This is a genomic window from Polynucleobacter yangtzensis (assembly GCF_001595965.1).
In the GTDB taxonomy this organism is placed as follows: Bacteria; Pseudomonadota; Gammaproteobacteria; order Burkholderiales; family Burkholderiaceae; genus Polynucleobacter; species Polynucleobacter yangtzensis.
This window is the reverse complement of the sequence record NZ_LOJI01000035.1, coordinates 48349-71178: the sequence shown is the minus strand read 5'-3', so window position 1 is coordinate 71178 and position 22830 is coordinate 48349. Positions and strand designations below refer to the sequence as shown.

At 46.0% G+C, this 22830-nt stretch carries 21 protein-coding genes, 1 tRNA gene and 1 riboswitch; of the genes, 15 read left to right on the top strand and 7 right to left on the bottom strand.

What is annotated here, in order from left to right; genetic code table 11:
- Nucleotides 1-6 precede the first annotated feature (6 nt).
- Both meaB and scpA read right to left on the bottom strand, forming a co-directional pair.
- Nucleotides 7-1032 (bottom strand): methylmalonyl Co-A mutase-associated GTPase MeaB, encoded by a 1026-nt coding sequence (gene meaB / locus JaK3_RS07160; RefSeq protein ID WP_068322767.1) that lies wholly within the window; start codon nt 1030-1032, stop codon nt 7-9.
- Nucleotides 1033-1046: 14 nt separating this feature from the next.
- Nucleotides 1047-3221, bottom strand: coding sequence for a methylmalonyl-CoA mutase (gene scpA, locus JaK3_RS07155; protein ID WP_068322764.1), 2175 nt, complete (start codon nt 3219-3221; stop codon nt 1047-1049).
- Between the two features lie 94 nt (nt 3222-3315).
- On the opposite strand from scpA, the gene JaK3_RS07150 reads away from it, so the two are divergent.
- Nucleotides 3316-3954 (top strand): GntR family transcriptional regulator, encoded by a 639-nt coding sequence (locus JaK3_RS07150; protein ID WP_068322762.1) that lies wholly within the window; start codon nt 3316-3318, stop codon nt 3952-3954.
- A gap of 79 nt (nt 3955-4033) precedes the next feature.
- Here JaK3_RS07150 and JaK3_RS07145 read toward each other — a convergent pair whose 3' ends face one another.
- Both JaK3_RS07145 and JaK3_RS07140 read right to left on the bottom strand, forming a co-directional pair.
- A complete protein-coding gene (locus JaK3_RS07145) occupies nt 4034-4387 on the bottom strand; it encodes a c-type cytochrome (RefSeq protein WP_068322759.1) in 354 nt (117 codons plus the stop codon).
- A 31-nt stretch (nt 4388-4418) separates the two neighbouring features.
- A complete protein-coding gene (locus tag JaK3_RS07140) occupies nt 4419-4784 on the bottom strand; it encodes a c-type cytochrome (protein WP_068323680.1) in 366 nt (121 codons plus the stop codon).
- Between the two features lie 162 nt (nt 4785-4946).
- On the opposite strand from JaK3_RS07140, the gene JaK3_RS07135 reads away from it, so the two are divergent.
- The 3 genes from JaK3_RS07135 to JaK3_RS07125 are packed head-to-tail and all read left to right on the top strand — an operon-like array spanning nt 4947 to nt 7533.
- On the top strand, nt 4947-5816 hold the full coding sequence (locus JaK3_RS07135; RefSeq protein WP_068322756.1) for an AAA family ATPase: 870 nt from the start codon (nt 4947-4949) through the stop codon (nt 5814-5816).
- A gap of 27 nt (nt 5817-5843) precedes the next feature.
- Nucleotides 5844-7019 carry a vWA domain-containing protein gene (locus tag JaK3_RS07130; RefSeq protein ID WP_068322753.1) on the top strand — a complete coding sequence of 392 codons (1176 nt, stop codon included), beginning with the start codon at nt 5844-5846 and terminating at the stop codon, nt 7017-7019.
- A 55-nt stretch (nt 7020-7074) separates the two neighbouring features.
- Nucleotides 7075-7533: a RidA family protein gene (locus tag JaK3_RS07125; protein WP_068322750.1), complete on the top strand. Its 459-nt coding sequence runs from the start codon at nt 7075-7077 to the stop codon at nt 7531-7533.
- A 15-nt stretch (nt 7534-7548) separates the two neighbouring features.
- Here the strand turns inward: JaK3_RS07125 and JaK3_RS07120 are convergent, their stop codons facing one another.
- Complete coding sequence (locus tag JaK3_RS07120) at nt 7549-8199, bottom strand: nucleotidyltransferase family protein (RefSeq protein WP_068322746.1); 651 nt, start codon at nt 8197-8199, stop codon at nt 7549-7551.
- A gap of 53 nt (nt 8200-8252) precedes the next feature.
- Between JaK3_RS07120 and JaK3_RS07115 the strand changes: the two genes are divergently transcribed.
- Entirely contained in the window at nt 8253-9212 is a 960-nt protein-coding gene (locus tag JaK3_RS07115; protein ID WP_068322744.1) for an XdhC family protein, read from the top strand.
- A 9-nt stretch (nt 9213-9221) separates the two neighbouring features.
- On the opposite strand, the gene parC is transcribed toward JaK3_RS07115, so the two are convergent.
- Both parC and JaK3_RS07105 read right to left on the bottom strand, forming a co-directional pair.
- Complete coding sequence (gene parC / locus JaK3_RS07110; RefSeq protein WP_240480925.1) at nt 9222-11594, bottom strand: DNA topoisomerase IV subunit A; 2373 nt, start codon at nt 11592-11594, stop codon at nt 9222-9224.
- 71 nt (nt 11595-11665) lie between these two features.
- Nucleotides 11666-13654 (bottom strand): DNA topoisomerase IV subunit B, encoded by a 1989-nt coding sequence (locus tag JaK3_RS07105; RefSeq protein ID WP_068322740.1) that lies wholly within the window; start codon nt 13652-13654, stop codon nt 11666-11668.
- Between the two features lie 79 nt (nt 13655-13733).
- On the opposite strand from JaK3_RS07105, the gene JaK3_RS07100 reads away from it, so the two are divergent.
- The 10 genes from JaK3_RS07100 to thiE all read left to right on the top strand — a co-directional run bounded on the left by JaK3_RS07100 (nt 13734) and on the right by thiE (nt 22808).
- Nucleotides 13734-14954, top strand: a complete 1221-nt coding sequence (locus JaK3_RS07100) for a CaiB/BaiF CoA transferase family protein (RefSeq protein ID WP_068322737.1) — start codon at nt 13734-13736, stop codon at nt 14952-14954.
- Nucleotides 14955-14959: 5 nt separating this feature from the next.
- The gene (locus JaK3_RS07095) at nt 14960-16192 is read left to right on the top strand and encodes an MFS transporter (protein ID WP_068322732.1); all 1233 of its coding nucleotides are present in this window, start codon (nt 14960-14962) and stop codon (nt 16190-16192) included.
- Nucleotides 16185-16328 (top strand): hypothetical protein, encoded by a 144-nt coding sequence (locus JaK3_RS10680; protein ID WP_161484707.1) that lies wholly within the window; start codon nt 16185-16187, stop codon nt 16326-16328. Before JaK3_RS07095 ends, JaK3_RS10680 begins: the two co-directional genes overlap by 8 nt.
- 42 nt (nt 16329-16370) lie before the next feature.
- A tRNA-Arg gene (locus JaK3_RS07090) sits at nt 16371-16445 on the top strand.
- A 202-nt stretch (nt 16446-16647) separates the two neighbouring features.
- Complete coding sequence (locus tag JaK3_RS07085; protein ID WP_068322729.1) at nt 16648-17481, top strand: NUDIX hydrolase; 834 nt, start codon at nt 16648-16650, stop codon at nt 17479-17481.
- An 85-nt stretch (nt 17482-17566) separates the two neighbouring features.
- Nucleotides 17567-17672, top strand: a riboswitch (TPP riboswitch).
- A 37-nt stretch (nt 17673-17709) separates the two neighbouring features.
- Nucleotides 17710-19650: a phosphomethylpyrimidine synthase ThiC gene (gene thiC, locus JaK3_RS07080; RefSeq protein WP_068322726.1), complete on the top strand. Its 1941-nt coding sequence runs from the start codon at nt 17710-17712 to the stop codon at nt 19648-19650.
- Nucleotides 19651-19664: 14 nt separating this feature from the next.
- Complete coding sequence (locus JaK3_RS07075) at nt 19665-20816, top strand: FAD-dependent oxidoreductase (RefSeq protein ID WP_068322724.1); 1152 nt, start codon at nt 19665-19667, stop codon at nt 20814-20816.
- A complete protein-coding gene (thiS, locus tag JaK3_RS07070) occupies nt 20807-21004 on the top strand; it encodes a sulfur carrier protein ThiS (protein ID WP_068322721.1) in 198 nt (65 codons plus the stop codon). The genes JaK3_RS07075 and thiS overlap by 10 nt, the downstream gene beginning before the upstream one ends.
- Nucleotides 21005-21027: 23 nt before the next feature.
- A complete protein-coding gene (locus JaK3_RS07065) occupies nt 21028-21846 on the top strand; it encodes a thiazole synthase (RefSeq protein ID WP_068322718.1) in 819 nt (272 codons plus the stop codon).
- A 35-nt stretch (nt 21847-21881) separates the two neighbouring features.
- Entirely contained in the window at nt 21882-22808 is a 927-nt protein-coding gene (gene thiE, locus JaK3_RS07060) for a thiamine phosphate synthase (RefSeq protein WP_068322715.1), read from the top strand.
- The last annotated feature ends 22 nt before the right edge of the window (nt 22809-22830 follow it).

Genomic DNA, 22830 nt, shown 5'->3' with positions numbered 1-22830 from the left:
TGCTCCTTAGAAAAATTCATGCCCCATGGACTCCAGTAGCCGTCTTGCTGCTACAGAAGCTGCCATGGTTCCCTGATTTACCTGTGCAACCAAACTTGGTAGAAGTTCTTGCACTGCTTCATTACTACGAAATGCGTTTTTAAGTCCAGCATCAATGCGATCCCACATCCATGCGCCTGCTTGTTGCTTACGACGAGATTCAAATTTACCGTTCGCCTTTTGTAGTTTTTCAAAATGGGAAACTTTGTCCCAAAGCTCTGGCACACCTTTGCCCTCGAGCGCGCTCAAGGTCATCACTTGCGGATGCCAAAACTCTTTGTCGTGTGATGCGTGATCAGGATTCCCTTGGAATCCCAACAGGCGCAATGAACTCGTGATGAATAGTTGAGCGCGCATTGCAGCATCTGGATCAATATCCACCTTATTAATCACAATCAGATCAGCGATTTCCATCACGCCTTTTTTAATTGCCTGAAGATCATCGCCTGCATTCGGTAATTGCAACAACAGGAACATATCGGTCATGCCGGCAACCGCGATTTCGCTCTGCCCTACACCAACCGTCTCAACAATGATGACGTCAAAACCTGCGGCTTCAGCAACCAACATGGCTTCACGAGTCTTCTCGGCTACGCCACCCAAAGTGCAAGAGGATGGACTTGGACGAATAAAGGCATTCTCTAGAACGGATAATCGCTCCATACGCGTCTTATCGCCCAAAATCGAACCACCAGAAATACTAGAAGAAGGATCGATCGCCAAAACAGCTACTCGATGTCCTTTTTCAATCAGGTAAAGACCCAAGGACTCAATTAAGGTCGACTTACCAACGCCTGGTACACCTGAGATGCCGAGGCGGAATGATTTGCCCGTTTTAGGCAATAAAGAATTGAGTACGTCATCAGCGCGATGACGGTGATCTAGGCGTGTTGACTCAAGCAAAGTAATGATCTTCGCCAGTGCGCGGCGCTGTTTAAGCGATGGCGCACCAGTGAGATCATTCACTAGAGCCTGATCAGCAGCTTCGAGCATGCCTATGATCCGTATTAAGCGGGATTAACAGACTTGCGAATTTGCTCAAGCACATCCTTGGCCGATGCCGGAATAGGTGTACCTGGTCCGTAGATTCCTTTAACGCCTGCCTCATAGAGGAATTCGTAATCTTGTCTTGGAATCACGCCGCCAACGAACACGATGATGTCGTCTGAGCCTTGCTTTTTCAATTCAGCAATGATGGCCGGAACTAAAGTCTTATGACCAGCCGCCAAAGTAGAAACTCCTAAGGCATGCACGTCATTCTCAATCGCTTGGCGAGCACATTCTTCAGGCGTTTGGAATAAAGGTCCAATATCTACGTCAAAGCCTAAGTCAGCATAGGCAGTAGCAACGACTTTAGCGCCGCGGTCATGGCCATCTTGACCTAGCTTGGCGATCATCACACGAGGACGACGACCAAAGTCTTTTGCAAAGTCGGCAATTTCAGTTTGGAGTTTTGCCCAGCCTTCGGCTGAGTCATAAGCGGCTGCATACACACCGGTCACCTTTTGAGTATCGGCGCGATGGCGCCCGTAAACCTTTTCTAACGCATCAGAAACTTCACCAACGGTTGCGCGTAAACGAATCGCGTTTACGGCTAGCTCCAAGAGATTTCCTGAGTTATCTTCTGCAGCCTTGGTTAAAGTCTCTAATGCAGCCTGCACTTTTTGTGAATCACGTTTTGCTTTGATTTCTTTGAGACGGGCTACCTGACCTTCACGAACTTTGTCGTTATCGATCATCAATACATCAACTAGATCTTCTTTGCCGAGCTTGTATTTATTAACACCAACAATCACATCTGAGCCTGAGTCAATCTTGGCTTGTTTTTCAGCGGCAGCAGCCTCAATCTTCAGCTTAGCCCAGCCACTTTCAACCGCCTTGGTCATGCCGCCCATGGCTTCTACTTCTTGAATGATTTCCCAGGCTTTATCAGCCATCTCTTGAGTGAGGTTTTCCATCATGTAAGAGCCCGCCCATGGGTCGATCACGCTCGGGATATGGGTTTCTTCTTGCAGGATCAGCTGAGTATTACGAGCAATGCGACTGGAGAACTCTGAAGGAAGTGCAATCGCCTCATCCAATGAATTGGTATGCAATGACTGTGTGCCACCAAATACGGCAGCCATCGCCTCAACTGTAGTTCGCACAACGTTGTTGTATGGATCTTGTTCAGTTAGAGACCAGCCAGAAGTTTGGCAATGCGTACGAAGCATCAAAGACTTTGGATTCTTTGGCTCGAAGGATTTCATTATGCGCCACCACAGCAAGCGTGCAGCACGCAACTTGGCAACCTCTAAATAGAAGTTCATACCAATCGCAAAAAAGAATGAAAGGCGTCCAGCAAAGCCATCCACATCCAACCCTTTGGCTAGCGCTGTCTTGACATACTCTTTACCGTCAGCCAATGTGAAAGCCAATTCCAACACTTGGTTAGCACCTGCCTCTTGCATGTGATAACCCGAAATCGAAATCGAGTTGAACTTAGGCATATGTTTGGCGGTGTACTCAATAATGTCGCCGATGATGCGCATTGATGGCTCTGGTGGGTAAATGTAGGTATTACGCACCATGAACTCTTTCAGAATATCGTTCTGAATAGTTCCTGATAATTGCTCTTGCTTAACGCCTTGCTCTTCACCAGCAACGATGTAGCCCGCCAACACAGGCAATACGGCGCCGTTCATCGTCATCGAAACAGAAACTTTGTCCAATGGAATGCCATCAAACAAGATCTTCATATCTTCTACAGAATCAATCGCAACGCCGGCCTTACCAACGTCACCAGTAACCCGAGGATGATCTGAGTCGTAACCACGATGCGTTGCTAAGTCAAACGCAACGGATACACCTTGACCACCAGCATCTAACGCCTTGCGATAAAAAGCATTGGATTCTTCGGCAGTTGAAAAGCCGGCATATTGACGTATGGTCCATGGTCGAACTGAATACATCGTCGCTTGTGGTCCACGCACGAACGGTTCAAATCCAGGCAATGTATCTGTGTAATTGAGACCCTCAATATCCGATGATGTGTATAGAGCTTTTAGGTGAATTCCATCTGGTGTTTTCCAACCCAAGGAATCAACATCGCCATTAGGCGCTGATTTCTGAGCTGACTTTTTCCAAGCATCCAGGTTGGTATCTGGAAAAGATGGCCATGAATTGTTTTCTTTAGAACTCACAAAAACTCCCGGTTAATTTTTGTTGCATTGCATCGAAATGTCCCCACATTTTGCTTGACAATTTTAGAATTGTCTACATAATGTATTCATAATTATGAATACAAAACTGAATAATAGACCGCTATATGAAGACGTTGCCGATAGGCTTCGGGAGCAAATCTTTAGCAAGCAGTTGGCTCCTGGAAGCTGGCTAGATGAGCAATCTTTGGCTGATCAGTTTGGTATAAGCCGCACACCAATGCGTGAAGCAATCAAGGTTCTAGCATCTGAAGGGCTTGTAACCATCAAAATGCGCCGGGGAGCTTACGTTACCGAGGTTATCCGCAAAGACTTGGAGCAGATTTTTACAATTCTCTCCCTTCTGGAGGGTCAAGCGGCCAAAGAAACGGCTACAAAGGCAACTGAAGCTGAATTAAACCTCTTGGATCACCTGCACCACCGACTTGAAAAAGCGGCTGCCGATCGAGATATTGAGCAATTCTTTGAGGTAAATGGCAAATTTCATGAATTAATCCAAGAAATTGCCGGAAATCGCTGGATGAATGGCGTTATCGCAGATCTACGTAAAGTGTTAAAACTTCACCGCAGAGACTCTCTAACCAGCACAGGTAGACTGCAAAACTCATTAGTGGAGCATCGAGAGATTCTCAGGGCAATATTGAAACGAGATGAACATGCTGCTGAGCTAACCATGCGCAAGCACCTAGAGCGAGGGCTTGAAGCACTTCGTTAAACTTTATAAAGAATATAAAAAACAAAGGCTTAGATAATTAATCTAAGCCTTTTTTGTATGAAGCCTTGCTTACTAGGATTTACTTTTTAACTACAAAGTTTCCAGGTAAAGAAGAAATGTAAGCAGCCATATCTTGCAAGTCAGCATCGCTAAAGTTTTGAACTTGTGAGCCCATTACAGCATTGTTGCGACCAAACTGAGCATTGCCATTACCTACCTTATAAGCCTTTAAAGCGTAGTAAAGGTAATCAGCATACTGGCCAGCTAATTTTGGATAAGCAGGCAGGATTGGAGCATTTAGACCGGCACCATGACAAGAAGCGCAATTAGCCTTCTCAACTAAAGCCTGACCTTTTTCTTTATTGGCAGCGTTTGCTACATTTATCAAACCAATGCTGGATAGCAAAACTGCGGTAATTAGGGCGAATTTCATAAAAGTATCTCTATGTATCTTTATTAATGAATCACTTCAATGGGTTGTTAGGTGAGCTGGCAGTTTGCGCAGCATAGTATTCACCGATATCAGCCATGTCTTGGTCAGACAAGCTGGCAGCAATAGAGCGCATTGTTGGATGCTTCCTTTCGCCTTTTTTGTAAGCGGCTAGTGCGCAAGCAATGTAAGCGGCATTTTGACCGCCAATCATAGGTACCTTGTATACCAATGGGTAGTCTGCGCGATATTCGGGAATTGAGTGGCAACCAACGCACAGCCAAACCTTGCCGTTACCTGCTGCAGCATTACCTTTAACTTCATCAGCCTGAGCAGCAGAGCCAGCAAAAACCAAAGCTGCGGTTACGGCCAATTGAGGAAGAATGGAGAGTTTTTTCATAGAAATCATTATTAATGAGTTTGATTTAGATCAATTTGGGAAGAGTATAGCGGACAGACGCCATTCCCGCCATTCTGGAGGCCAAAATCAGTAGAAACACTGAAAAATTTGGCTCATTTACCTATACTGGAACGCTTAACCCAGCACTAATTAGGTCAGCATATGAGCAAATCCAACCCCTCTACTCAAACCCGCTTCTCAGGTAGCCAAAGCTATGTCGCTACCGAAGATCTCAAATTGGCTGTAAATGCGGCAATCGCACTACAACGCCCTCTTTTGATTAAAGGCGAGCCAGGCACTGGCAAAACGATGTTGGCCGAGGAAGTTGCCGCCGCCCTCAACATGCCGCTCTTACAGTGGCACATTAAATCCACCACCAAAGCTCAACAAGGGCTGTATGAATACGACGCCGTTAGCCGCTTGCGCGATTCGCAATTGGGTGATGAGAAGGTAAAAGACATTCGCAACTACATTGTTAAGGGCGTACTTTGGCAAGCTTTTGAGGCAGATGAACCTACGGTCTTGCTCATTGATGAAATCGATAAAGCAGATATTGAGTTTCCAAATGACTTACTGCGCGAAATTGATCGCATGGAATTTTATGTTTATGAAACGCGTGAACTCATTAAAGCAAAGCATCGCCCGCTAGTCATCATCACTTCCAATAATGAGAAAGAGCTCCCCGATGCATTCTTGCGCCGCTGCTTTTTTCATTACATTACCTTTCCCGATGCAACAACAATGCAAAGCATCGTGGATGTTCACCACCCCAATATCAAACAAGATCTCCTGGATGCAGCTCTCAAGGCCTTTTATCAAATACGCTCATTACCAGGACTTAAGAAAAAGCCCTCTACCTCCGAGTTGATTGATTGGCTTAAGCTTCTATTGGCTGAAGATATCCCGCCAGAGGCCTTGTATAGCAATGATGAGAAGATTTCCGTACCACCACTGCATGGCGCTTTACTCAAGAATGAACAAGATATCCACTTGTTTGAGCGCTTGGTCATGATGAATCGCAATCATCGTTAATGTATTAATCAACATCACCCTGTATTTATGTTGATTCAATTCTTCCTTAACCTGAAAGAGGCTAAAGTGCCTGTTTCAGTACGAGAGTTTTTAACCCTCCTGGAGGCTTTGAAATCAGGCGTTATCAATCCATCGATTGATGAGTTTTATCAGCTGGCTCGCATGACCCTGGTTAAAGATGAACAACACTTTGATCGTTTTGATCAAGTCTTTGGCAGCTACTTCAACGGCATTGAGCAAATCATCGCACTCTCCCCAGATATTCCCTTAGGCTGGCTAGAGAAAAAACTTCAACGCGTACTAAGCGATGAAGAAAAAGCAGCACTCAAAAAATTAGGTGGGCCTGATGCACTGAAAAAGCGTCTTGAGGAGCTCCTAAAAGAACAAAAAGAGTGGCATGGTGGCGGGAACAAATGGATTGGCGCTGGCGGATCCTCCCCGTTTGGTCATAGCGGCTACCATCCTGAAGGTATTCGCATTGGCGGTGAGAGCGCTGGCAATAGAACCGCGATCAAGGTTTGGGAAGCGCGAGAGTTTAAAGACTATGACAGTGATTTAGCACTGGGCACCCGCAACATTAAGGTTGCTTTGCGTCGTTTGCGTCGGTTTGCTAGAGAAGGGTCTACCTTAGAGCTCGACCTAGATCAAACGATTCATTCGACAGCAGCTAACGCAGGAATGCTCGATATCAAAATGCGTCCTGAGCGCCACAATCAGGTGAAAGTGCTGCTACTCATGGATGTTGGTGGTTCAATGGACGATCATATTCAGCGTATTGCTGAATTGTTCTCTGCTGCTAAAGCAGAATTTAAGCATCTTGAGCACTACTATTTTCATAACTGTGTTTATGAAAACCTTTGGCAGAGCAATCGTCGCAGACGCGACCAAGCTACGCCAACCCAAGACATCATCAATAAATATGGCCCAGACTACAAGCTGATATTCGTTGGTGATGCAACCATGTCTCCTTATGAGATTCTGAGTCCGAATGGTTCAGTTGAATACAACAATAAGGAAGCTGGAGCTGTTTGGATCAACCGTTTAATTGACCACTTCCCGCATTTTGCTTGGCTTAATCCAGAACCTGAATCTATCTGGCAATATCGTCAGTCAATTGACATCATGCAAAACCTCATGAAAGATCGCATGTATCCAATGACCTTAAATGGCCTTGAGAGTGCCATGCGTCAACTTTCCAAGTAAGATTCTGATATTCCCTTTTTGAACTTATTTCTTTTTTAAATTAATCCTATTTAGCATGACTACAAACATTAGCGATCGCCTCAAAACCCTTGGAATTGATTTGCCACCACCAGGACCTCCTGCTGCGGCCTATGTCATGGCAGCCACTACCGGGAATACTGTTTTTCTCTCTGGTCATATTGCTAAACGCGATGGCAAACCTTGGGTAGGAAAGCTTGGTAAAGACATGGATACCGATACTGGCAAAGCGGCAGCACGCTCTATTGCAATAGATTTGATCTCCACCTTACAGAGTCACTTGGGCTCTTTGGATAAAGTAAAGCGCATTGTTAAGGTAATGGGTTTGGTGAACTCTGCCGATACATATACGGAGCAGCACCTAGTTGTTAATGGCTGTTCAGAATTACTTTTTGAAGTTTTTGGTGATGCTGGCAAACATGCTCGTAGCGCTTTTGGTGTTGCGCAAATTCCGCTGGGTGCTTGCGTTGAAATTGAATTGATCGCTGAGATTTAATTTAATTACATTAATTTAAATAGTATCAAGCCCTAGTTTTTGGATGTCGGCCTGGGTGTCGACATCCAATAAATAAGCCTGATTATTCGTCTCAAATAGTTTCACTAGCTCTGGATGCTTATCCATAAAGGGCCTGCAGACCATCCCGGGTGTCGCCATGATTTCTTCAATCACTTTTTTCGAAAATAATACTGGGTTACCACGATTTCCGTTCACCATTGGTAAGACGATTTCCTTATTGAATCCTAGTTGATTGAATTGCTCTAACAGAGCCTCAATCTCCGAGACGCCAATATTAGGTTGATCACACAAAGCAACCAATAAAACGTCATAGTCAGATTTGAGCGACTCTAAGCCAAGTCGGACCGAAGATGACTGACCTTCTTGTGGATTTTGGTTTTTTACTATGGCAATAGGGTTACGAGTCTTTTGCCTTATTGAGTTGATTTCCACCTCAATTGCATCTGCATAAAAGCCTGTGACAACCAACGTTTCTACTGGGTTGAATTTTTGAATAGATTGTAGAAAGCGGCTTAATAAGCTTTCACCCTCCTTCTTCAGCAATGCTTTAGGAAATCCACCTAAACGACTCCCCTCACCTGCTGCCAAGAGGAGTACGGCTAGGCGTAATTTTGGGTTTTTGAAGGATTCACCAGAAATTGTCATTAGAGTGATAATAATTAGTTATTCATCAAAGCATTAGCAAAAGAAGAAATAGCATGAACAGTACCGACCTCAGCGTTCTTAAATCTGCCGTGGAATGGCTCCAATCGGGCCAATCTGTGGCGATTGCAACCGTGGTTCAAACCTGGGGCTCCGCTCCACGTCCTGTTGGCTCTTGGCTAGCAATACGCGCTGATGGTCAGGTAGCTGGCTCAGTTTCGGGCGGTTGCGTTGAAGATGATCTGATTCGTCGTGTGCAGACAGAAATTTTGACGCGCAATACCCCTGAAATGGTGGTGTATGGCGTGACCCAACAAGAGGCGGCTCGTTTTGGATTGCCATGTGGTGGCACCCTGCGTTTGCTGGTGGAGCCAAAGCCGGAGTTAGCTGTTTTAGAAAAGCTACTTGAGAATATTTCTTCGCATCAAATTACCCGCCGCTCAGTAAGCTTAAGCACTGGAAAATCGACACTCACCCTAGGTGATCGTAGTGATGAATTTATTTGCACCGATCAAGAAATGCATACGACTTACGGTCCACGCTGGCGCATGGTCATCATTGGCGCCGGCCAACTCTCCCTATATACCGCTGATTTTGCTTTAGCTTCTGACTTTGAAGTCATTGTGATTGATCCTCGCGAAGAATATGCCGAAGGCCTCAATCGTACGGATATTACTTTTTCTAAGGGCATGCCAGACGATGTATTACTTGAGATTGGCGTCGACTCTCACACTGCAGTTGTAGCCCTTACGCATGATCCCAAATTGGATGACATGGCTTTGATGGAGGCTCTTAAGTCACCAGCTTTTTATGTAGGCGCACTAGGCAGCCGCAAGAACACTCAAAAACGCAAAGAGCGTTTATTAGAGTTCGATGTTAGCCAAGAGCAAGTAGAAAAATTACATGGCCCTGTAGGGCTTTATATTGGGGCTCTCACCCCACCAGAGATCGCAGTTTCGATCCTGGCAGAAGTGATTGCCGTCAAATACGGCATTAGCGTTCCGAAGAAAGTCTAAAAGCGGTACTTAGTTCGCTGTGAGCTTGCCGTCTTTTAAGCGTGGCTCTACAAAGTGGCCTTTACGTGCACGGTTGCCTCCAAACGACTTCAAAGTTTTTGCATCCAAACTGAGTTCAGTTGGCTTGCCAGCACGACCTGCACCTGAGTAAGTCGCTCCATCAGGACCTACAGCAATTGCTGAAGCCAAATACTCTTTATCGTCCAAGCCCATCAAGATCACGCCTTTGCCGCCAGTGGGCAAGCGCTTGAGCTCATCTAGAGGGAAGACCAATAACTTGGAAGCCTCGGACAAGCAGGCAACTTGTTTCATGCCGACTTTGACTTTTGCCGCACCTAAAGGTGCATCACCCGGTACCTTGGCATCCATGCTTAAGAATGATTTGCCCGCCTTATTGCGGGTACTCATATCCGATACATTAGCCAAGAATCCAAAGCCTGCTTTAGTAGATAGCAATACCAAATCGTCAGGCTGGCCAGCATAGTAAGCAACCATCTGTGACCCAGCAGCCAAATTAACAAAGCTGGTCAATGGCGAACCATCACCGCGGGCACCAGGCAATTCACTTACAGGAACGGTATAGACGCGACCATCACTGCCAAAGCCTTGAATAACGTCTACCGTTCTCACTTCGAAGGTGGCATATAAAGCATCGCCCGCCTTAAAACTAAATTGAGTTGCATCATGCTCGTGACCTTGGCGAACTCGGACCCAACCCTTTTGAGAAACAATCACTGTTACCGGCTCATCAATCACCTTAGTCTCAGCAACAGCGCGCTTATCTTCCTGAATTAAGGTGCGACGATCATCACCAAAATCCTTCATATCGGATTCGATTTCTTTGATGATGCGTTTACGCAAGACAGTATCGCTCTGCAATAAACCTTCTAGATCTTCACGCTCCGCTTTGAGTTCTTTAAGCTCCTGCTCAATCTTGATACCTTCTAAGCGAGCCAACTGACGCAAACGAATATCCAGAATGTCTTCAGCCTGACGATCTGACAACTTAAATTCTTTTATCAAATCTGCTTTGGGCTCATCGCTATTGCGAATGATCTTAATAACCTTATCAATATTGAGAAGAACGATTAAACGCCCTTCCAAAATATGCATGCGGTCTTTGACTTTGCCTAAGCGATGCTGAGTTCTACGGGTAACCGTGGCAACCCTGAAAGTAATCCACTCGGAAATAATTTCTTTTAAGCCCTTTTGACGCGGACGACCATCATTGCCAATCATCACCAAGTTCATTGGCGCATTGGACTCTAATGAGGTGTGAGCAAGTAATAGGTTTACAAACTCATTGACGTCAATATTCTTGCTCTTAGGCTCAAACACCAAGCGCACTGCTGCGTCCTTGCTAGACTCGTCGCGAACGCCATCAAGCACATTCAGAATGGTTGATTTGAGATTATTCTGCTCAGGAGTTAAGGTCTTTTTACCGACCTTTACCTTTGGATTCGTGATCTCTTCAATCTCTTGCAGTACACGCTGAGAAGAAGTGGCTGGTGGTAATTCATTTACAACAATCTGCCACTGGCCGCGAGCCAACTCTTCGATTGACCAACGTGCGCGTACCTTAATACTGCCGCGTCCTGCCTCATAAATCTGGGCAATTTCTGCAGCAGAGGAAATGATTTGGCCGCCACCTGGATAGTCAGGACCGGGCATGATCTCCAACAACTCTGCAGTAGTCATCTTTGGAGACTTCATTAAAGCAACTGCTGCGGAGGCTACTTCACGCAAGTTATGCGATGGAATCTCGGTAGCCATACCAACAGCAATACCCGAAGCGCCGTTGAGCAATACAAACGGTAGGCGCGCTGGTAATAACTTTGGCTCTTGGAATGAACCATCGTAGTTTGGTGCGAAATCAACCGTACCTTCATCAATTTCACTTAACAGCAGGCTAGCAATTTTAGTAAGGCGTGCTTCTGTGTAACGCATCGCTGCCGCGCCATCACCATCACGAGAACCGAAGTTACCTTGTCCATCAATTAATGGATAACGCAATGAGAAGCTTTGTGCCAAACGAACCAATGCATCGTATGCAGACTGATCCCCGTGAGGATGGAATTTACCCAACACATCACCAACAACACGAGCACTCTTTACCGGCTTCGCATCGGCGCGCAAGCCCATTTCACTCATCGAGAATAGGATTCGGCGCTGTACAGGCTTCTGTCCGTCTGAAACATCTGGAAGCGCACGACCTTTAACCACGCTAATGGCGTAATCCAAATAGGCACGCTCTGCATATACGGCTAAAGTTAGGCTGTCTTTACCGTCTTCGTTTAGATCAATAGTTTTAGGATTGTGGTTACCCACACCACCAGAAGAAGTGGTAACTGCTGGAGCCTCATCTACTTCAACAACATCCATCTCAATTGGATTGGAGAATAGATCCGCCTGATCAGCTGGATTATTTTTTCCAGGAGTCTTTTTAGTTGCCATTAGATATCCGCCTCCACTTCATTGCCGCGCTCTTCAAGCCAATCGCGACGCGCACCAGACTCTGATTTACCCATCAGCATATCCATTGTTTTAAATGTTTCGTCTTCGGTCCAAGTACCTAGTGTTACAGGAAGTAAACGGCGTGTATCTGGATTCAGAGTTGTATCCCATAGTTGCTCTGCGCTCATCTCGCCAAGACCTTTAAAGCGAGAAATCTGCCATGCAGTTTCTTTTACGCCATCTTTGCGCAATTTATCTTCGATCGCCTGCAACTCATTAGCATCCAATGCATAGATCTTTTGCGCCGGCTTCTTGCCGCGTGCTGGAGCATCTACCCTAAATAGAGGTGGCCTAGAGATGTGTACATGACCCAACTCAATCAATTTAGGGAAATGCTTGTAGAACAAAGTTAATAGCAATACTTGAATATGTGCCCCATCAACGTCCGCATCAGAAAGGATGCAAACCTTGCCATAACGCAAGTTTGACAAATCCGGATTGTCATTCGCTCCATGGGGATCAACGCCAATCGCTACAGCAATATCGTGCACTTCATTGTTTGCAAATAAGCGGTCACGCTCTGCTTCCCAAGTATTTAATACCTTGCCGCGTAATGGCAGAATGGCTTGATATTCTTTATTACGACCCATTTTGGCGGAACCACCGGCAGAGTCACCCTCAACCAGGAAGATTTCATTCATGCCGATATCTTGGCTCTCGCAATCCGTTAGCTTGCCTGGCAGAACAGCAACACCAGAGGATTTTTTCTTCTCAACTTTTTGTCCTGCGCGAGTTCTAGCCTGAGCTTGCTTAATAACTAAATCAGCTAACTTACGACCGTAGTCAACGTGCTGGTTTAGCCAAAGCTCAAGAGCAGATTTCACATAACCAGAAACTAAGCGCACTGCATCACGAGAATTGAGGCGCTCTTTAATCTGACCTTGAAATTGTGGATCCAATACTTTGGCAGACAAAATAAAGGATGCGCGTGCAAATACGTCTTCAGGCATGAGCTTCACACCCTTAGGCTGCAATGCGTGCATTTCAATAAAGCCTTTAACAGCATTAAATAAACCTTCACGCAAACCACTCTCATGCGTACCACCTGCAGGAGTTGGAATCAAGTTCACATAACTCTCGCGTACTGGTGGGCCATCTTCAGTCCAGCAAACTACCCAAGCAGCGCCCTCACCTTCAGCAAAGGAATCATCATCGCCTGTACCAGTAGCGTATTGCTCACCTTCGAATGGTGGAATGACTTCTGCGCCATGGCCTGCTTGTGCAATTGCTTCATTCAAATAGCCACGCAAGCCCTGTGCATATTGCCAAGTCTGGGTATCGCCGGTTTTTTCTTGAATCAGCGTTACCTTCACACCTGGCAGCAAAACTGCTTTGGAGCGCAATAAGCGGATGAGCTCAGGCATCGGAATAGCCGAGCTATCAAAGTACTTGCCATCCGGCCAAGCGCGTACGCGAGTACCGTGTGACTTATCTTCCTTTGAAGATGGGCTTAATTTGAGTTTTTCAATCACTTTGCCGTCAGCAAAGGTCAATGTCGACTTTTGGCCATCACGCCAAACGGTGACTTCTAATCTCTTGGATAAGGCATTAGTTACCGAAACACCAACACCATGCAAACCGCCTGAGAATGCGTAAGCCCCACCAGTGCCTTTTTCAAACTTACCACCAGCATGCAACTGGGTAAAAACAATTTCTACTACAGGCAACTTCTCCGTTGGATGCATTCCCACTGGAATTCCACGGCCATCATCTTCCACACTGACACTACCGTCGGTATGCATCGTGACGATGATTTGCTTACCAAACCCCCCTAAAGCCTCATCAGATGCGTTATCGAGCACCTCTTGAATGATGTGGAGGGGATTGTCTGTGCGGGTGTACATTCCAGGCCGCTGACGGACTGGTTCTAATCCTTTTAGGACCTGAATCGACGATTCGCTGTATTCGGAAGTTTTACGGGTAGCCATGCGCGCAAATTGTAGTCATGTCTGAGATCCAGACCGAATTTTTCAGGTATTACCCCGTCATCCATGCCAAAATTGGGGAATGGGAGCCTTAAGTCATATTCGCGTTTTAGACCTCAGCCGAGTCTTGGCTGGCCCTTGGTGCGCTCAGAATCTCGCAGATTTGGGTGCGGATGTCATTAAAGTTGAAAGACCTGGGGTTGGAGACGATACCCGTCATTGGGGCCCTCCATTTGCCAGAGACGCCAATGGCAAGGAAACCGAAGAATCTGCCTATTTTATTTGCATCAATCGTAATAAGCGTTCCATTACCGTTGATATTGCTAAACCTGAGGGCCAAGAACTCATCCGTCAGCTAGCTGCTGAATCGGATGTGGTGATTGAGAACTACAAAGTTGGAGACCTTGCCAAATACGGGCTTGATTATGAAAGCCTCAAAAAGGTGAAGCCCGACCTAGTCTATTGCTCTATCACTGGCTTTGGTCAAACTGGGCCGTATGCTCACCGTCCTGGATACGACTTCATCATTCAGGGTATGGGTGGCTTCATGAGTGTGACTGGTGAGGCCCATGACTTTGAGGGAGCTAGTCCACAAAAATCTGGTGTTGCTATCGCCGATATCTTCACAGGCATGTATGCCAGCACGGCAATACTTGCGGCCATCATCCATCGCGACCATACCGGTGAGGGTCAATACATCGACATGTCCTTGCTAGATACGCAAATAGCCGTAATGGCGAATGTATCAAGCGCCTACCTTACCTCGGGTGAAGTACCCAAACGCTGGGGCAATGCCTCTCCGATTATTGTTCCCTATCAAACCTTTCCCACCTCTGATGGCTGGATGATTGTTGCCGCAGGCAATGATGGTCAATTTAGGCATTTCGTGACGGCAGGCGGTGAAGCGCATTTAGCTGATAACCCGCTTTATGTGTCAAACCCCCTTCGCGTAGAACATCGCAAGCAACTTATTCCTCTCTTAGAGCAAATGACTCGCAAAAAAACTAAGGGCGAATGGATTGCACTATTAGAAAAAGCCAATGTCCCCTGCGGCCCCATCAACAACTTCAAAGAAGTTTTTGAAAATGAGCAAGTGATTCATCGTGGTGTACAAATTGAAGCCCCACACCCCACTGTGGGCAGTATGAAATTAGTAGCCAGCCCAATGCGTTTATCAAAGACGCCTACTGAAGTCCGTATGGCGCCACCAACCTTGGGTCAACATACAGACGAAATCCTGCACGAGCGTCTTAAGCTCGACGATAAGACTATTGAAGTGTTGCGCAGTAAAGGCATCATCTAAATCCCATGACTAAGCCATTCAGCAACGCTGGACTCTCGATGAAGGAAGTCCTCATTTATGGTGGACTGATGGTCACGCTGTCTATGGGCATTCGTCACGGCTTTGGACTATTTAATTTACCAATTACCTCAGCCAATGGCTGGGGACGTGAAACCTTTGCTTTAACAATTGCCCTACAAAACCTGATCTGGGGTGCAGTACAACCTGTTACAGGCGCTTTGGCCGATCGCTATGGCGCATTCAAAATCATGGTTGCCGGTGGCATTCTGTATGCACTAGGTTTAGCGGGCATGGCAGTATCAAGCGATGTCATGAATTTCACCTTAGCCGGTGGTTTATTGATTGGCTTGGCACAAACTGCAACAACCTATAGCGTGGTGTATGGCATTTTAGGTCGTAACGTACCTGCGGAAAAACGTGTTTGGGCAATGGGCATTACTGCAGCAGCCGGTTCATTTGGTCAGTTCCTGATGATTCCAGCCGAACAAGGATTGCTCAGTGCATTTGGCACCCAAGATGCGCTTCTCATGTTGGCCTTAATGGCCAGTCTCATGATTCCAACCGCTTTTATGTTGCGTGAAAAGAATTTTAGTCACTCGCATGCTTTAGGTGATCAAACAATCAAACAGGCTTTAAAAGAAGCGGTTAGCAATCCTAGCTTTCGTTACCTAACTTTAGGCTATTTTGTTTGCGGCTTTCAGGTGGTTTTTATTGCCGTGCACTTAGCACCCTACCTTAAAGACGTTTCTGAGAACTATCCTGCGGTAGGTGCCCCAGTAGTAGCCACAACAGCTCTAGCCTTGATTGGGCTCTTCAATATTTTTGGCACCTACAGCTCAGGAATCCTGGCTCAACACTTTCCAAAGCGCTATTTACTGTCCGCCATTTACATAGGCCGCTCGATTGCCATTACTGCTTTCTTATTGTTGCCACCATCACCAATGAGCACTTACATCTTCGCGGCGATCATGGGTTTCTTATGGCTATCGACTATTCCTCTTACCAACGGTATCGTTGCGCAAATTTTTGGCGTTAAATACTTAACGATGCTTTCAGGTTTGGTATTTTTCTCGCATCAACTAGGCAGTTTCTGTGGCGCATTCCTAGGTGGTTATTTGTTTGACCAAACAGGTTCGTATTTAATCGTTTGGGAAATCGCTATTGGATTGGGTGTCTTCGCCTTTTTAGTCAACCTTCCCGTAAAAGAACGCGCTGTTAAACGAGTTGCTAATGCTTAAGAAAAAACCTTCCGTTTGGAAAATCATTTCCTATGGGTTTGCTTTGTTTGTATTGTTGTTTGTTTTTTCAATGTACTTTGCACCAGATATGATGGTGGCGGTTACCAATCAAGTATGGGCCCTGTGTGGTTGGTAATTCATTAGAATCCGCCTATCACACTTTTAATATTTATACCGCCTCGCCGTAGCACAATGGATAGTGCACATGCCTCCTAAGCGTGGGATACAGGTTCGATTCCTGTCGGCGGGACCAAAAATTCCTCATACTTATCCACAGGCATTGTGGATAAATCCTCAAAAGTTTTCGTAAGTCACAGATTTGTATAGGCTGACCTAGTCTGCCTAAATTGTGTGCAGAAAGTATGCCCCCTTCTTTTGTAATTACTTACAAATATTTAAGCTAACGCAGCTGCAGTTATGTGTTATGGGCGCCAAGTTCCCTTACACTTAGGCCCATGACCAGCCTTTCAACCAGTACGCTAGCTGCCCTTGAGGAAATGCTCCAAAATACGGCGCGCTCTGCTCCGGCAGATTTTTTGCCAATCTATTTATCCCGCGGTGCAATAGGCGAGCAGCTCATTGGACATCTCAATCCAGACTTCACTACCTATTTACAAGAGTCATTACAAAAGGAATCCATTCCACTCATTGCAATTAGTCATGACAAGCTGACAATTCAATTGGGCAAACCAAAAGACTTATCAAACAGTCTTTACCAGTTAGCCAATCGCATGCGCGTAGGTGGATTTATTCCTGGCTGGCGAAACGAAGACTTTGCATGGGTAGATCAAAATGGTCACAAGTACTTTCGCATGGAACGTGCTGCATTTCGCACCTTTGGGTTTCGTAGCATGGCAACTCATATCAACGGCTACACACAAAGTAATACGATTTGGTTGGGTCGTCGCAGTGAAACCAAGCCTACTGATCCAGGCAAGTTAGATAACTTAGCAGCTGGCGGCATTACTGCCGATGAAACACCTTGGGTAAGCGCACGTCGTGAACTTTGGGAAGAGGCTGGCGTACCTGAGCAAATTGCAGAACAGATTGAGCCTGTTGGACGTATTCATATGCGCCGCCCAACCCTTAACCGGGGTTTTCATGATGAGCAGCTCTATATTTACGACCTAGAATTGTCTGATAACTTTGTGCCGATGAATCACGACGGCGAAGTCAGCGGTTTTATAGAAATTTCCCTAGCAGAGGCTGCCGCAAGGATTTTGGCGGATGAATTCACCTCTGACGCGGCTTTTGTAACAGCAGACTTCATATTGCGTCGCAACAAATAAGGGATTCGCCCTTATTTGCCTCTTATGACACCTGCTTGATGGTAGTCATGCATTGATCCCCCAATTCGTGGTTAAATCCTTATTAAGGATGAAACAGGGGTGCCCTTCAGAGGTTTTAGTCTAAGGTGCTGAGAAAGACCCTTTAACCCGATCCAGGTAATGCTGGCGTGGGGAGTTACATCAGACCGACACCCGGTTTCGTCCATCTAAAACAGCTAGGAGATGGACATGAGTACAGGCAATTCCACAACAAAAAACGCTAAACACGAGATTCCCAGTTTAAAAAGCTTGGAGCGCGACTTTGGGCAAAAGTTTGCCTATCCAGCTTCAACTAAAACTTACCTCCAAGGTTCACGTCCTGATATCAAAGCGCCAATCCGCATGATTGAGCAGCTACCTACACGAGTAGGTGAAGAATTATTAGCCAATCCCCCTGTTCCTGTTTACGACACCTCTGGACCATACAGCGATCCGGATGTTGTGATCAATCTTGAAAAAGGTTTACCAAGACTACGTGACGCGTGGATTGCTGAACGCAATGACACCATTCAATTGGCTGGCCCTAGTTCTGAATATGGCGTTGCTCGCTCTCAAGATGAAGCCACTCAAAATTTACGCTTCTCTCATATCAGTGCGCCGCGCGTTGCCAAACCTGGTCATAACGTCAGTCAAATGTACTACGCACGCAAAGGCATTGTTACCCCAGAAATGGAATATGTAGCACTGCGTGAATCAATGGGTCTTGAGCAACTCCGTAAGGACCCGGCTTATAAGCAACTTCTTAAGCAACATCCCGGCAAAAGCTATGGTGCCAATCTTCCAGACATCGTCACCGGTGAATTTGTCCGCTCAGAAATTGCTGCTGGCCGTGCGATTATTCCAGCCAACATTAATCACCCTGAACTAGAGCCAATGATTATTGGCCGTAACTTCCGTGTGAAGATCAACGGCAACTTGGGCAACTCTGCTGTTACCTCTTCCATCAATGAAGAAGTAGAAAAGATGGTTTGGTCCATTCGCTGGGGTGCAGATACCATCATGGATCTTTCAACCGGCAAACACATTCATGAAACCCGTGAGTGGATTATTCGTAACTCTCCAGTGCCGATTGGTACCGTTCCTATCTATCAGGCATTAGATAAAACTGGTGGTATTGCAGAAGACCTCACTTGGGAAATGTTCCGCGACACCTTGATTGAGCAAGCTGAACAAGGTGTGGATTACTTCACCATTCATGCGGGCGTATTACTGCGTTATGTTCCGTTAACAGCTGATCGTATTACCGGCATTGTGTCTCGTGGCGGTTCGATCATGGCTAAATGGTGCTTGGCTCATCATAAAGAGAACTTCCTCTATACGAAGTTTGATGAGATCTGCGAAATCATGAAAGCCTATGACGTCTCATTTAGCTTGGGTGATGGCTTACGTCCTGGCTGTATTGCTGACTCCAATGATGCTGCACAGTTTGGTGAGCTTCATACCTTAGGCGAGTTAACTGCTAAAGCATGGAAGCATGATGTGCAAGTCATGATCGAAGGTCCTGGTCACGTACCAATGCAGCGCATTGAAGAAAATATGACTGAAGAGCTCAAGCACTGCTTAGAAGCCCCCTTCTATACGCTTGGGCCATTGATTACGGATATTGCTCCTGGTTACGACCACATCACCAGCGGTATTGGCGCAGCCCAAATTGGTTGGTACGGCACAGCCATGCTTTGCTATGTCACGCCTAAAGAGCATTTAGGCTTGCCAGATAAGGAAGACGTCCGCGAAGGCATCATCACCTACAAGATTGCTGCTCATGGCGCTGATTTGGCCAAGGGCTTACCTGGCGCTCAAGTGCGCGATAACGCATTGTCTAAAGCACGCTTTGAATTCCGCTGGGAAGATCAGTTCAATCTTGGCTTGGATCCTGAGCGTGCGCGTGAATATCACGATGCTACTTTGCCGGCTGAAGGCGCAAAGATTGCTCACTTCTGCTCAATGTGCGGTCCAAAGTTCTGCTCCATGAAGATCACACAAGAAGTACGTGACTATGCGGCAACTTTAGATGCCGATGGCAATCCAAAAGCCAAAGTCATTCCGATTACCGAAGTAGCGGATGCATCCAAAGGCATGGAAGAGATGTCTGCGGAGTTCCGCAAACGCGGTAGTGAGATTTACCAGTAATCGTCAAGTTATTTATGGCAAATAGCTTGAACCTCTCTAACAGCAAGTATGCAATTGTTGGGGGCGGCCTAATGGGTCGCTTGCTAGCGCTTGCGCTTGCTAAAAGTGGGGCACAAGTTGATCTATTTGAAAAAGGCGGCTCAGACGCAGCTCATGCTGCAGCTCGTATTGCAGCTGCGATGTTGGCTCCTCTTGCTGAATCAGCTATTACCGAAGATTCTGTTGTGCGCATGGGCTTATATAGCTTGCCTCGCTGGAAAGAGTTGATTTCAGAACTATCTGAGTCGGTTTTCTTCCAGCAAGATGGCACTTTGATTCTTTGGCATCGACAAGATGCTAGTGATGCTGAGCGCTTTACCGCTCACCTCGAGAAAAACTGTCGTGCGAACTCTGAGCTGAGCTCACCGCAAAAGTTAAGTAATGAAACTTTGCGTGAGTTGGAGCCTAGTGTTGCTGATCGCTTTAATCAGGGGCTGTACTTACCCAACGAAGGACAGCTGGATAATCGTCAGCTATTAGATGCACTTGCTATTGAGCTTAAGCTATTGAAGGTGAATTGCCAGTGGCACACAGAAGTGGATCCACAAGAGTTGCGCAAGCAATCTGACTATCAAGCAGTAATTGATTGTCGTGGTACTGGTGCCAAAGAAACTTGGTCCACTGGTGACAAACCCAATACCTTGCGTGGTGTTCGCGGTGAAGTGATTCGACTCTATACTCCAGAGGTAAAGCTGCGCCGTCCAACAAGATTAATTCATCCACGCTACCCAATCTATATTGCCCCGAAAGAAAATGACGTCTATGTAGTAGGCGCCACTGAAATTGAGTCCGATGATCTATCTGAGATGAGTGTACGCTCAGCGATGGAGTTACTTAGTGCGGTCTATACCGTTCATAGTGGTTTTGCGGAAGCACGTATCTTGGAAATGGCAACACAATGCCGCCCTACTTTAAAAAATAATCTACCGGAAATACGGATGAATAAAGATAAAGGGCTGGTAGATTTGATATTGATCAATGGCCTATATCGCCATGGTTTTATGATTGCACCTGCTGTTTTAGATTGCGCCTTGCAGATACTTGAGCAAGGAAGCAGTAAGACTGCATTGGAACTAGGTTTGAGCGTTACGCACAACAGTAATCAAGCAGAGGCTGTATGCGCATAATCGTCAATCAAGTCGAATATGAAATGCCAAGCCATAGTTTGGTCAGCGATGCACTAGCATTGATTGATGCCAAGCCACCCTACGCTGTTGCTGTGAATCTGAATTTTGTACCCAAGACAAAGCATGCAGAGTTTGTCTTAAATGAGAATGACCAAATTGAAGTGATCGCCCCAGTTACTGGTGGTTGATGTAATAACAAACTGAAATTGATATGAACGCTCCCTTACCTAGTAATCTCAATACTGCCGATACCCTTGTTCTGTATGGTGAGAGTTTTGCTAGCCGTTTGTTACTGGGCACCTCACGATACCCCTCTCCACAGGTTTTAGAAAACGCCGTGCAAGCATCTAATCCTGCCATGATTACTGTGAGCCTACGTCGTCAAGGCACTTCAACTGCTGAAGCACATAGTGGCTTTTGGGATTTACTCAAAAAGATGGCTGTACCTGTATTACCTAACACTGCTGGCTGTCATAGTCCACAAGAGGCAATAACAACAGCGCAAATGGCACGTGAAGTTTTTGAAACTGATTGGATCAAATTAGAACTTATTGGTGATGACTACACCTTGCAGCCTGATGTTTTGCGTTTGGCACAAACTGCTGAGACTTTAATTAAAGATGGTTTCAAAGTTCTACCGTATTGCACTGAAGATCTCATTTTGTGTCAACGCCTTGTGGATGTCGGTTGCCAAGCAGTAATGCCATGGGCTGCTCCCATTGGCACTGGCCAGGGACCATTAAACCCATATGCCATGAAACTCTTGCGCGATCGCTTAAAAGTACCGCTCTTAGTTGATGCTGGCTTAGGACTTCCCTCTCATGCATGTACAGTCATGGAATGGGGTTTTGATGGAGTGCTACTCAATACTGCTGTTGCATTAGCCGATGATCCTGTAGTCATGGCTAAATCCTTTGCTATGGCCGTAGATGCTGGTCGTGCTGCCTACTTATCTGGCGCCATGAAACCACAAGAGTCTGCTCAGGCGAGCACGCCTTTGGTTGGTACTCCTTTTTGGCACCAATCGTAATTACCTAGTTACTTCAAGTTAAGTACACTGAACAAATGAGCCTGATTCGTGACCTTGCAGATCAAATCGTTGCAGCGCATCGCAATGATGACATATGCATTCCGATTCCAGTCTTTAGCTTAAATACACCGCCGCCACAAATTGATAATGAAGCGGCAGTTGATCATTACGAACTAGCTGGTGCTTTGGCTGCTATTGAAATGGGGTTTATTGAATCGGATGCCAAAACTCTTGGCAAAGCTTGGTCACGTATGACTTTGCAAGATGGTGGCTTTAACCCCTTTAAATGGCCTAATAGACCAGAACACTTTGATTTGCTGCCATGGACTCGTAATATGAACCCTAATGCGTTCAAAGAGTGTCCAAAACGCTTAGGATTGTATGGTGTGATGCCTGATGCTGATTGGGTAAAACGCATGGTTGATGCAGAGATTCCGACGGTGCAATTGCGTTTTAAATCAGAAGACAAGTCCAAGATTAGAAAACAAATCAAAGAATCTGTTGCTGCAGTGAAAGATAGCAAAACACTGCTATTTATTAACGACTATTGGCAAGAAGCAATTGATGCCGGTGCATATGGCGTGCATTTAGGTCAAGAAGACATGGAAGTCGCTGACTTAGATGAGATTCGTGCGGCAGGTTTGCGCTTAGGCTTAAGCACACATGGATATGCAGAGCTTGCATATGCCGATCGTATTTGCCCAAGCTATATTGCCATGGGTGCAGTTTTTCCGACTAACTTAAAGAAGATGCCTACTGCCCCCCAAGGGCTTGGTCGTCTTTACCAATACGCCAAACTCATGAGCCACTACCCCCTGGTAGCTATTGGCGGCATTGATCAAGATAGCATTCGTGCAGTCGCTAAGAGCGGCGTTGGTTCAGTGGCTGTAGTGAGAGCCATTACCCAAGCTAAGGATCCAAAGGCTGCGGTGAAACACTTGCAAGAGTTAATGCAAGCTTAAGAAAAAAATAGCTTTAACAAAA

Bases quoted from the DNA above. Each gene is read 5' to 3' on its own strand.
- JaK3_RS07095 (WP_068322732.1), top strand. From the start codon at position 14,960: ATGACTAAGCCATTCAGCAACGCTGGACTCTCGATGAAGGAAGTCCTC.
- JaK3_RS07065 (WP_068322718.1), top strand. From the start codon at position 21,028: ATGAACGCTCCCTTACCTAGTAATCTCAATACTGCCGATACCCTTGTT.
- thiE (WP_068322715.1), top strand. From the start codon at position 21,882: ATGAGCCTGATTCGTGACCTTGCAGATCAAATCGTTGCAGCGCATCGC.
- thiC (WP_068322726.1), top strand. From the start codon at position 17,710: ATGAGTACAGGCAATTCCACAACAAAAAACGCTAAACACGAGATTCCC.
- meaB (WP_068322767.1), bottom strand. From the start codon at position 1,032: ATGCTCGAAGCTGCTGATCAGGCTCTAGTGAATGATCTCACTGGTGCG.
- JaK3_RS07135 (WP_068322756.1), top strand. From the start codon at position 4,947: ATGAGCAAATCCAACCCCTCTACTCAAACCCGCTTCTCAGGTAGCCAA.
- JaK3_RS07105 (WP_068322740.1), bottom strand. From the start codon at position 13,654: ATGGCTACCCGTAAAACTTCCGAATACAGCGAATCGTCGATTCAGGTC.
- JaK3_RS07130 (WP_068322753.1), top strand. From the start codon at position 5,844: ATGTTGATTCAATTCTTCCTTAACCTGAAAGAGGCTAAAGTGCCTGTT.
- JaK3_RS07085 (WP_068322729.1), top strand. From the start codon at position 16,648: ATGACCAGCCTTTCAACCAGTACGCTAGCTGCCCTTGAGGAAATGCTC.
- thiS (WP_068322721.1), top strand. From the start codon at position 20,807: ATGCGCATAATCGTCAATCAAGTCGAATATGAAATGCCAAGCCATAGT.
- JaK3_RS07100 (WP_068322737.1), top strand. From the start codon at position 13,734: ATGGGAGCCTTAAGTCATATTCGCGTTTTAGACCTCAGCCGAGTCTTG.
- JaK3_RS07075 (WP_068322724.1), top strand. From the start codon at position 19,665: ATGGCAAATAGCTTGAACCTCTCTAACAGCAAGTATGCAATTGTTGGG.
- JaK3_RS07115 (WP_068322744.1), top strand. From the start codon at position 8,253: ATGAACAGTACCGACCTCAGCGTTCTTAAATCTGCCGTGGAATGGCTC.
- parC (WP_240480925.1), bottom strand. From the start codon at position 11,594: ATGGATGTTGTTGAAGTAGATGAGGCTCCAGCAGTTACCACTTCTTCT.
- JaK3_RS07145 (WP_068322759.1), bottom strand. From the start codon at position 4,387: ATGAAATTCGCCCTAATTACCGCAGTTTTGCTATCCAGCATTGGTTTG.
- JaK3_RS07125 (WP_068322750.1), top strand. From the start codon at position 7,075: ATGACTACAAACATTAGCGATCGCCTCAAAACCCTTGGAATTGATTTG.
- JaK3_RS10680 (WP_161484707.1), top strand. From the start codon at position 16,185: ATGCTTAAGAAAAAACCTTCCGTTTGGAAAATCATTTCCTATGGGTTT.
- JaK3_RS07140 (WP_068323680.1), bottom strand. From the start codon at position 4,784: ATGAAAAAACTCTCCATTCTTCCTCAATTGGCCGTAACCGCAGCTTTG.
- JaK3_RS07150 (WP_068322762.1), top strand. From the start codon at position 3,316: ATGAATACAAAACTGAATAATAGACCGCTATATGAAGACGTTGCCGAT.
- JaK3_RS07120 (WP_068322746.1), bottom strand. From the start codon at position 8,199: ATGACAATTTCTGGTGAATCCTTCAAAAACCCAAAATTACGCCTAGCC.